A 9830-nucleotide genomic window follows, 5' to 3' on the forward strand; every position below is an offset into this window, starting at 1 on the left:
CATTCAACAGTTCCTCCAACGGCGCACCGTCCTTATTAGCTAGACTTCCTGACGTGAGCCATTTCCAAGCTGCGCGGGATCGTCGAAGGCTTGCACAATCTCTGCGATCCCGATTGCCGGACGCCCATCGACGAACTGCTTAAGCGGAAACACCGGCTTCTTTGCTACTCCCTCGTATTGAGCCACACGACCTCATTACGCTTCTCTGCCATCGATAGAGGGTTGAAACGAGGAATCCTGAAATGTCTCTCGAGTAGCGTTGGCCCGGCTACTGGACCGGCCCAGTCGTCGGCGAGGACCATCTCGTCAACAACAGCCGGTGATGCCGCTTTCGTGGCCCGAATACGATCGCGCACGTCCTTGTGAGCTTCTTTAACCACCTGCACCACAATTTCTGCACCATACTCACTCACTTCATCCTTAAGGCTCCTCAACGCGCTGCGTCGCCTGGGTCTGTGCCATCAATTGGGATGCGACGACCGCCGCGAGCTCCGAGATCATGAAGTCGCGTCTTTTTTCGAGAATTGGGATGCTTGGTGCCGGCAAACGCGTCCCAACGGCGTTTCGTCGCCGGAACACCAGAAACCCGCTTTTTAACTTTGACTGGAGGTCAGAAAATGAACATCAAGAGCCTTCTTCTCGGCTCCGCAGTGGCTGCTGTCGCTGCAACCGGCGCTTCGCGCAGCTGATGCGATCGTCATCGCCGAGCCGGAGCCGATGGAATACGTTCGCATCTGCGACGTGTACGGCGCTGGTTTCTTCTACATCGGGCACCGAGACCTGCCTGCGCATCGGTGGCTACATGCGCTACGAGATGCACTACAGCGATGCCGACTGGCTTGACCGGATACGGGTCTGGTTGAGACTATCGCTTCTGGAAGTATGCTCGTTTCCAGCTCAACGTTGATGCGCGCAACGAGACCGAGTGGGGCACGCTGCGTTCGTACGCTGAAGCCCGCTTCAACTGGGGTTCCTACGGCTGGACCGCAGCTGGCGTTGGCACTGGCGCTTATGACGACGTCTACTGAACCAGGGCTTCATCGAGCTGCAGCAGGCCAACGGCACCATCCGCCCAGTAAGAGCGACACCCGTACGCTCGCTTCCTCGGCTACGGTTCGCCCTTCGGTCCCACGATGGCTCCTACGGCTTCAACAACGGCGGTGAGCTCTCCTACCAGTACAACGGCGCCAATGGCTTCTCGGCCATCGTTGCCGTGGTTGAGCGCGAAACCGGTCTGTTCGAGAGCCGGCTGTCGAAGGCGGCGTGAAGCTGACGCAGGGCTGGGGCGACATCGGCGCCATGGTCGGCTACGACACGGTCACTGAAGAGTGGGGCGCGAAGCTCGTCGGCAATGCCAAGTTCGGCATGTTCGACGTCGGTGCGCACCTCTTCTACGCAAGCGGCCCGTCGATCTACACCATCGGTCGTTCGTCCACTAACGGCTCTGAGTTCTCGGTCTGGCATACGCCAAGGCCAACGTGAGCCAGACCCTGGCGATCGCTGCTGCTGTCCAGTACTTCGACGACGAGTACAACGCTGCCAACGACACCTGGCAGATCACCGGTGGTCTCGACTGGCGTCCGATTTCGGGTCTCCGCATCCGTCCGGAAGTCCAGTACACCACGACCGACACCATTGGTGGCGACGTCGACAGCTGGCGCACCGCTATCCGCTTCGACCGCACCTTCTAATCAGCTTACGAGTTGATTTGAGAAAGACCCGGCAGGCAACTGCCGGGTTTTTTGTTGCTGGAACGCTGTAGAATCGTTGAATTCATGATCGGTCGCAGCCTGCCCGGCGCGCATAGCTGCTGCCTAGGCGCAGCTGGCAGCTGCGTCGTGCAGACCTGCTCTGTGCCAGCCGCGGCAATCTGGTCAGCACATCTTCTGTTTCATGCCAGCATGACGACGGTGCCGCAAAGATACTTGCTCCCGCGTGCCGGACAGCTCAAAGCCAATGGAAAAGAAGATGCCTATGAACGAGCAGAATGGCCGTGAGCAACTAACATCCCTGACTGCCCGAATCGTATCAGCCTACGTCTCCAGCAGCCCAGTGCCAGCGAACGAGCTCGCTGCGCTTATTCTGGCAGTCCACGCGTCACTCTCCAGGCTGCGCGCCCGCGGCCGGAAGCAGGAACTAGACTCTCGGAAGCCAGCGGTGCCGATAAAGAATTCAGTCCACGATGACCATCTTGTTTGCTTGGAAGACGGCAAAAATTCAAGACCCTCAAACGGCATTTGAACGAAATCCACGGACTCACGCCCGAAGAGTATCGGCGGAAGTGGGATCTGCCGTTCGATTACCCGATGATATCGCCTAACTACGCTGCCGAGCGGTCCGAATTTTCACGATCGAGGAGGCTGGGGCATAAGAGGCTCGGTTTCAGAAAGCTGCGGCCCTGAAACTAAGTGACTAAGGGCTGAGGACTGCAGTCGAGCGGAACTTAGTGTCTCGTTCAGTGATGGCCGAATAGTCGGGCGGGCGAGCGCTAGGCCCTTCGGGAACAATATTTGCCGCTCACATTCGTTTAAGCAAGCAGGCGACATACAAGGCGATCTGGCCCGACAACGTCTGGCGATATACGCCCGATTCTCTGAGGGCGATAAAACGACCGAAAACGCCTCGGTCCCTTGCTTGAGCATATAGATCGAGGGTTCGCCTCGACTCCTCTGTCAGATGCTCGCGGCACGTCTCGAGTGCTGACAAATTGGTCGCGTTCCACGCTCTGTAGCGCCCTTTGCCGGCGTGATACAATCTCGAAAACCGTGCACGAAGGGAGACATTCTCCCCAACCAAGTTTTGGGCGTGCTGCCGATAGGATGTCTTCGGATCGGGTGAGTAGAACACCTTGCCTCCCGAACCTGCAACAAGCAGATAGCACCACCAATCGTGACTGACGAGGGCCACAGCCTGCGACAAGCGTCGGATCAAATCGTGCGCTGCCCGGTTCATCACCATCGTGTTTCCGCCCGCAATATTCTGCGCAATAGCGTTTTGAAAGCTCGGTGGGCGGTCGAAGCGTTGCGAGTAACCAATTGGCGTCCCATCGGCAGCGACTATCCGCGTACGCGAACAGTGCAGTGCGGGTGTGGCGCTCGCCTCTACGTCGAGCCGCGCGATCGCCGTAGACAGCTTATCCTCGTCCCACAGATCATCTTGGTCGCAAAGTGCAACATAATCGGCGCTGATTGCAGGATGAACGAGAAGGTGGCGGAAGTTTTCGGCAAATCCTTTCTGCGGACCAGGCAGGATGTGCACTTCGCCCTTTTTCCATGTGGCTCTCGTTCGTTCGACGATAGCGCCAGTCTCGTCAGTAGAGCCATCGTCGGCAAACCACAAATCGATATGCTCGACATCCTGCCGCGCGAGTGTTTCGATTTGCTCTGCCAGATATAGCGCACCATTGTAAACGGCCATCAGCACGGCCACCCGTTGACGCGTGGTGCTGGTCGGGTGCGACGAACCCGAGTTGTCTGTCGACGTCTCTAACGGCGGGTAAGGCATGACAAAGCGGCTTTGTCGATGGGCTGACCACGATTCGCGCAACCAATGGGCTGCAATAAGTCTGAGCGGATGGCATGGTTGCGTGGAGCGTTATCAACATTGGTTACTGTCTTTCAGTAGTCGCCTGACAACCAAGTCCGTCGAATGGCGCCAATCTGGCGCGGTCCAGCCGAACGTCTGCGCGAATTTCGCGGACGAAGGCGCGAATTGAGCGGTCGAGTCGCGGCTGTTGGGTAGTCAGCACTGGCGATGTCTCTGACGTGTGCCGATGGCCCCCAAGCGCGCTGCTGGCGGAGAATATGTGTCGCGCGAAGCCGCTCCAGCTTGTATCTCCTCGCCCCGCCAAATGGTAGATGCCGCAGGCCTCGCTGCTGCCGTTCTTCATTTGCGGAGCAGCATTGAAGCAGCGCATCAGCTATGTCGAGCGCAGAGGTTGGATTGCCCCATTGGTCGCTCACAACTGCGATCTCTGATCGATCACTGGCAAGGCGAAGCATGGTTTTGAAAGTTGTTGCCGAACGGGCTGTAGACCCAGGCAGTGCGTATAATGAAATGGCACGGGTTGGCCTGCGCGACGGCCATTTCACCTGCCAGCTTGGACGCGCCGTAGGCGCCCGTGGGGTCGGGGAGGTGGGTCTCCAGGTAAGGATGATCGCACTGGCCGTCGAAAACGTAGTCGGTGGAAAGATGGACAATCGGAACGCCAAGTTCAGCCGCAGCTGCTGCGACCTGGCCGGCGCCAGCCTCATTGATCGCGTACGCAAGTCCAGGCTCAGCCTCGGCCCGATCAACGGCGGTGTAGGCGGCGGCAGAAATGACGATATCGGGCTTGGCTGATGCCAGCGCTGGCAGCACTGTCTCCGGTTTCTGGAGATCAAGAACAGGACGCCCAATTGCGACCGCCTCGATATCGCGATGGTGGGAGGCTCGTTCGACCAGGGACTTCGCAACCTGCCCTTCCTGCCCTGTCACAACCAACCTCACCGTGCTGTCTTTCCTGCTTCTCCCAGACGATTGCCGTCATATTTCTCTTTGCGGATCGGTCCCCACCACCACTTATTGTCTAGAAACCATTCAACGGTCTTTGCGAGACCAGTCTCGAAACTCTCAGAGGCACCCAGCCGAGCTCCCGTTCAACTTTGGATGCATCGATCGCATAGCGTCGGTCGTGTCCTGGCCGGTCGGTGACGAAGGTGATCAGGTCGCGATAACTTGCACCGCCCGCACGAGGGGATCTTGCATCGAGGATGTCGCAAACGCTTTCGACAACGGAGAGATTGGTGCGTTCAGACCGACCACCGATATTGTAGCTTTCGCCCGGCGTTCCTTTCGTGGCCACCAGTTCGAGCGCTCTGGCGTGATCTTCAACAAAGAGCCAGTCTCGGACATTCTGGCCGGCGCCATAGATCGGCAGGGGCGCTCGCCGAGAGTATTCCAGGATCACAAGCGGGATCAGCTTTTCCGGAAAATGGTATGGTCCGTAGTTGTTGGAGCAATTCGACAATACAATCGGCAGACCGTAGGTTTTATTGCCAAGCGCGTACGAAATGGTCGGAAGCCGCCTTGGAGGCTGAATACGGCGATGAGGGTGCGTAGGGCGTCTCCTCGGTAAACAGACTGTCGTCGAAGTCAGATCCCCGAACACCTCGTCGGTGGAAACGTGATGAAATCGGAACGTTTCCCGCAACGCCAGAACAAGTTCGCGCCAGTGTGCGAGCGCCGCCTCCAACAAATGGAAAGTGCCGACCACATTGGTCTCGATGAATTTCGCAGGCCCGTCGATCGAGCGGTCGACATGGCTTTCAGCTGCGAGGTGCATGACCACGTTGATGCGATCGCTACGCAACAGTTCGCGTATAGTCCCACCGTCGCAGATATCTACCTTTCTGAAAACGAAGCGAGGGTCATTGCTGATTGTGGCCAACGATTGAAGATTGCCGGCGTAGGTGAGGTTGTCGACAACAACGCTCTGCGCCGTTCATTAGAGCTGGCAGCAAGACTGCCGATCCGATAAACCCGGCCCCGCCGGTCACCAGAAAACGCATCGGCTTTCCTCAGGAATTGAACCTCCCGAAAATCTCGGCATCTCTCAGCAATGGAGCTTTGCGGTCCTTTTCTGACAGCCTAAAGGTCTCCGAGAAGAACCACGCGGAGTCGCCAAATTTTGGCGGGCAGAACTCCATAACTTTGCCGTCTAGACCGAGCGGACGAAGCGTAAGCATTTGCACCTTCTCTACCCGTCGACGCAGATAAGCCGAATAACCGATGTTGTGATTTCAGGTTCAATCCGCGACGGCGGTCGTTCCCGACGTTCAATTCGCGTCAGAACGTGAATTGAGAACAATCGGCCAACGCGAATAGGAGGCCTGTGACGAAATTGCGACTGGTAGCGGTCGCCAAGGAGGCCTTGCTTGAACGCCGGCATGGCACCATCCCCCAAGAACCGATGACCAGCCCAGGCTCCGTCGGCGACGCCGGCTTATCGTTCAATAGCATGCCGAGCGGATGGCATAAACCTCCAATCGCTGTTTTAGTCACAGGGACCGTCAGGATGCCAGGCGTCGTCCCGCTGCCGCCGCGAAGCGAGGACCCGGACGAAGAGCTCGCAGATGTACATCAAGCAGCGTGATGTGGCCAACGAATTGACCCCCAGGCGCCATCGCCCAAGTACCGATAACAAGGAGGCTAGGCGGATCGTCGCTATTGTTCTATCGCCCTGATGGCATTGCTGGTGGTGATTAGTCCCCGACCGCCATCGCGACGTCCGCGCAGGATCGCGAAGGGCGGTCCGGACGCGGCTTGCAGATGACTATCAAGCCATTCGCCAACGGCCACTAATTTTCTCCCGACCGGAAGCCTCCCGCAGTCATCGAGCCGGTACCCTTCGTTGAAGAAGAAACCGAATACGTGGGATACCGCCCGATTTCAACGAATACCTCGTAGCTGCGCCTAACGTGGGAGCAGGTCCAACCATGGTGTCGCTCCTTGAACCGCGCAATATTCGAAGAAGCTGGCAGCCCCATCTTCTTCGATATGCTCAAAGGAGAGACACTCGATGGTTGGACGCTGTCTGACGTCGGCCGCTTTGAGGTATTCGTTGAAAATGGCCAGGACCGCTTACGGATTGGGTTCCCCGATCGATAATCGAGATCAGAAAGCGAGCAAACGGTGTCAACACCAACAGTGATCATCCGATAGAACGAGCCGGTTGGTGCTCCTGTCGTCTCCAACCCTCTTTCCTCGGACTGATAACGGCGCTACTATCGGAGCCAAGTTCCGTGCAGAAACTATGAAAGAGACTGCCATGAGGCGCCTTCCTCCTTTTATATTATCCGGGGTAATTGCTACTTCGGGTGCCGCAACATCATATGCGGGGTTCACGATCGAAGGGGTCCCCGACGCGTTGGTGGTCGAAGCCCAGGAAGCTTCGCGTAGCGAAATAGTCAACAGCATCGTCGAACGGTTCGGGATCGAACGCACCGGGGAGGAAATCCAAGGTGGGGCGGTTACCGGTAGTTTTACCGGAGACCTGCAGCAGCAGGTTCTTGTGGCGATCGCCCCGAACAACGGATACGCGATCGCCTATTCCGAAGGGCGTCCATCGCGCATCACGTTCACCATCAATCAAGGCGCTTCCTCGTTGCAGGAACTGCCGGAGGAAGCGTCAATACAGCTCAAAGTGCGACGGGGCCGATCGCCTACACATCCGATACTGCGGAGGCCGGTGGCGAAGATGAAGCCCGACGATGGAACGGATTATGGAGCGCCAACTGCGAGGCGTCGCGGCAGGACCTCAATCAGAACCAAGCCCGAGGCCAGACTCTTCTGGTGGAAACGCGGCGGAAATGACTTTACGGGCCAAGCAGCAGCTTGAAGCCCTTGTTCGCGCGATCCGACAGACGCAGCCCTAGAAAAGAGGTCTTTTCTAAGAACTGCGAGGCTTGCATCACATAGGTCGGGCTGATAACGACTGCCTGGGCGGTTGGGGTGAAATCTCCAGATATTCTCTGCGATACTTGCGCATGTACATCTGGAGATGGTCTTGAAAGGCATTATCCTTGCCGGCGGCAGCGGCACGCGGCTTTATCCCCTGACGGTCCCTGTGTCCAAACAGCTCCTGCCGGTTTATGACAAGCCGCTGGTCTACTATCCGCTCGGCATGCTGATGATTGCCGGGATTACCGAAATTCTGGTCATCACGACGCCGCGTGACATGCCGGCGTTCAAGCAACTCCTTGGCGACGGCAGCCAGTTCGGAATTTCCCTATCCTATGCGGTACAGCCTAATCCTAACGGGTTGGCCGAGGCATTCATCATCGGACGCGAATTCGTCGGGAACGACTCGGTCGCATTGATCCTGGCGACAACATCTATTATGGCACCGGCCTTACCCGCCTTTGCCGGGCAGCACGAGAGCGCGAGACCGGCGCTACAGTATTTGCTTATCACGTGGAGGATCCCGCCCGTTACGGGGTCGTGACCTTCGACCACGGTACCGGCATGGTTCAGGACATCGAAGAAAAGCCGGCCCAGCCGAAGTCGAACTGGGCCGTCACAGGCCTCTATTTCTACGACAATGACGTTCTCGACATTGCTGCGAACGTGACGCCGTCCCCCCGTGGCGAACTTGAAATCACCGACGTGAACAATGCTTATTTGGCGGCTGGAAAGCTGCACGTGATGAGGCTCGGCCGTGGCTATGCCTGGTTTGACACCGGCACCTACGATAGTCTCCACGAAGCCTCTTCGTTCGTGCGCACTTGGAGCGCCGCCAAGGTTTCAAGGTTATGTGCCCAGAGGAAATTGCCTTTCGAGCTCGGTTATCTCCTCCGCCGATCAACTGTTGGCTCACGCAGACCGATTGGGCAGAAAACGGTTATTCGGCTTATCTGCGTCGACGGGTAGAGGAAGGTGCAAATGCTTTGACGCTCGTCCGCTCGGTCTAGACGGCGTTATGGAGTTCTGCCCGCCAAAATTTGGCGACTCGCGGTTCTCCTCGAGACCTTTAGGCGCGACTGGCTCCACAATGCGGCTGGAGCGTGATTTTGTTCAGATAACCACTCCTTTTCAGCAACGCGGGGTACGCTTCGCGGTCTCCACTATCAGCTTCCGCCCAAAGCTCAAGACAAGCTGGTGCGCGTCGTGCATGGCGCGATATTTGGATGTCGCGGTTGATATCCGCCGTGGGTCGGCAACATTCGGCCGTTGGGTCACTGACGGTGTCAGCGCAGAAATGGAAACCAAATTCTGGTACCGGCAGGTTATGCCCACGGCTTCGTCACGCTCGAACCCGATACCGAGGTGATCTACAAAGTCACCGAAACGTATTACTCGTCTGTTCACACCTACTCGATCCGTTTCGACGATCCGGCGATTGGAATTCTGGCCTATCCACACAGTTGAAGTTGTCCTGTCAGAAAAGGACCGCAAAGCTCCATTGCTGAGAGATTAAGATTTTCGAAAGTCCACTCCTGAGGAAAGCCGATGCGTTTTCTGGTGACCGGCGGGGCCGGGTTTATCGGATCGGCAGTCTGCCGCCAGCTCTTAATGAACGGCGCAGAGCGCGTCGTTGTTGTCGACAACCTCACTCTTACGCCGGCAATCTTCACCGTTGGCCACAATCAGCAATGACCTCGCTTCGTTTTCAGAAAGGTAGATATCTGCGACGGTGGGACTATACGCGAACAACTGTTGCGTAGCGATCGCATCAACGTGGTCATGCACCTCGCAGCTGAAAGCCATACCGACCGCTCGATCGACGGGCCTGCGAAATTCATCGAGACCAATGTGGTCGGCACTTTCCATTTGTTGGCGTGGCGCTCGCACACTGGCGCGAACTTGCTCCTGCGTTGCGGGAAACGTTCCGATTTCACGTTTCCACCGACGAGGTGTTCGGGGATCTGGACTTCGACGACAGTCTGTTTACCGAGGAGACGCCCTACGCACCCTCATCGCCGCATTCAGCCTCCAAGGCGGCTTCCGACCATTTCGTACGCGCTTGGCATAAAACCTACGGTCTGCCGATTGTATTGTCGAATTGCTCCAACAACTACGGACCATACCATTTTCCGGAAAAGCTGATCCCGCTTGTGATCCTGAATGCTCGGCGAGCGCCCCTGCCGATCTGGCGCCGGCCAGAATGTCCGAGACCGGCTCTTTGTTGAAGATCACGCCAGAGCGCTCGAACTGGTGGCCACGAAAGGCCGCCTTGCGAAAGCTACAATATCGGTGGTCGGTCTGAACGCAGGGCGTCTCCGTTGTCGAAAGCGACTGACATCGTCGATGCAAGATCCCCTCGTGCGGGCGGTGCAAGTTATCGCGACCTG

Annotated in this window: 5 protein-coding genes and 8 pseudogenes; 10 read left to right on the forward strand and 3 right to left on the reverse strand. The window is 57.4% G+C overall.

The window, feature by feature from the left end:
- Window positions 1-617: 617 nt before the first annotated feature.
- The 5 genes and pseudogenes from HK436_RS34060 to HK436_RS30360 form a co-directional block, all read left to right on the forward strand.
- A pseudogene (locus tag HK436_RS34060) lies at window positions 618-809 on the forward strand (porin); the annotation flags it as partial.
- Between the two features lie 123 nt (window positions 810-932).
- Window positions 933-1028: pseudogene (locus HK436_RS33945) on the forward strand (hypothetical protein); the annotation flags it as partial.
- 223 nt (window positions 1029-1251) lie between these two features.
- A pseudogene (locus HK436_RS32740) lies at window positions 1252-1482 on the forward strand (porin); the annotation flags it as partial.
- A complete protein-coding gene (locus HK436_RS32745) occupies window positions 1479-1691 on the forward strand; it encodes a porin (protein ID WP_173195249.1) in 213 nt (70 codons plus the stop codon). The pseudogene HK436_RS32740 and the gene HK436_RS32745, both read left to right, overlap by 4 nt.
- A 283-nt stretch (window positions 1692-1974) precedes the next feature.
- Window positions 1975-2402, forward strand: a pseudogene (locus HK436_RS30360) (Ros/MucR family transcriptional regulator).
- A gap of 115 nt (window positions 2403-2517) precedes the next feature.
- Here HK436_RS30360 and HK436_RS30365 read toward each other — a convergent pair.
- The 3 genes and pseudogenes from HK436_RS30365 to HK436_RS30375 form a co-directional block, all read right to left on the reverse strand.
- The gene (locus HK436_RS30365; protein WP_173194512.1) at window positions 2518-3429 is read right to left on the reverse strand and encodes a glycosyltransferase family 2 protein; all 912 of its coding nucleotides are present in this window, start codon (window positions 3427-3429) and stop codon (window positions 2518-2520) included.
- A 188-nt stretch (window positions 3430-3617) separates the two neighbouring features.
- Window positions 3618-4488 (reverse strand): annotated as a pseudogene (gene rfbD, locus HK436_RS33950) (dTDP-4-dehydrorhamnose reductase).
- A 79-nt stretch (window positions 4489-4567) separates the two neighbouring features.
- Entirely contained in the window at window positions 4568-5428 is an 861-nt protein-coding gene (locus HK436_RS30375) for a dTDP-glucose 4,6-dehydratase (RefSeq protein ID WP_244649571.1), read from the reverse strand.
- 1482 nt (window positions 5429-6910) lie between these two features.
- Here HK436_RS30375 and HK436_RS30380 point away from each other — a divergent pair.
- The 5 genes and pseudogenes from HK436_RS30380 to HK436_RS33960 all read left to right on the forward strand — a co-directional run bounded on the left by HK436_RS30380 (window position 6911) and on the right by HK436_RS33960 (window position 9668).
- Window positions 6911-7378: a hypothetical protein gene (locus HK436_RS30380; RefSeq protein WP_173195250.1), complete on the forward strand. Its 468-nt coding sequence runs from the start codon at window positions 6911-6913 to the stop codon at window positions 7376-7378.
- 168 nt (window positions 7379-7546) lie between these two features.
- Window positions 7547-8450 (forward strand): annotated as a pseudogene (gene rfbA, locus HK436_RS30385) (glucose-1-phosphate thymidylyltransferase RfbA).
- 8 nt (window positions 8451-8458) lie between these two features.
- Window positions 8459-8956: pseudogene (rfbC, locus tag HK436_RS30390) on the forward strand (dTDP-4-dehydrorhamnose 3,5-epimerase).
- Between the two features lie 95 nt (window positions 8957-9051).
- A pseudogene (locus HK436_RS33955) lies at window positions 9052-9288 on the forward strand (GDP-mannose 4,6-dehydratase); the annotation flags it as partial.
- Between the two features lie 104 nt (window positions 9289-9392).
- Window positions 9393-9668 (forward strand): GDP-mannose 4,6-dehydratase, encoded by a 276-nt coding sequence (locus HK436_RS33960; protein WP_376769238.1) that lies wholly within the window; start codon window positions 9393-9395, stop codon window positions 9666-9668.
- The last annotated feature ends 162 nt before the right edge of the window (window positions 9669-9830 follow it).

The sequence above is a fragment of the Neoaquamicrobium sediminum genome, from assembly GCF_013240295.1.
GTDB classification, from domain to species: Bacteria; Pseudomonadota; Alphaproteobacteria; order Rhizobiales; family Rhizobiaceae; genus Aerobium; species Aerobium sediminum.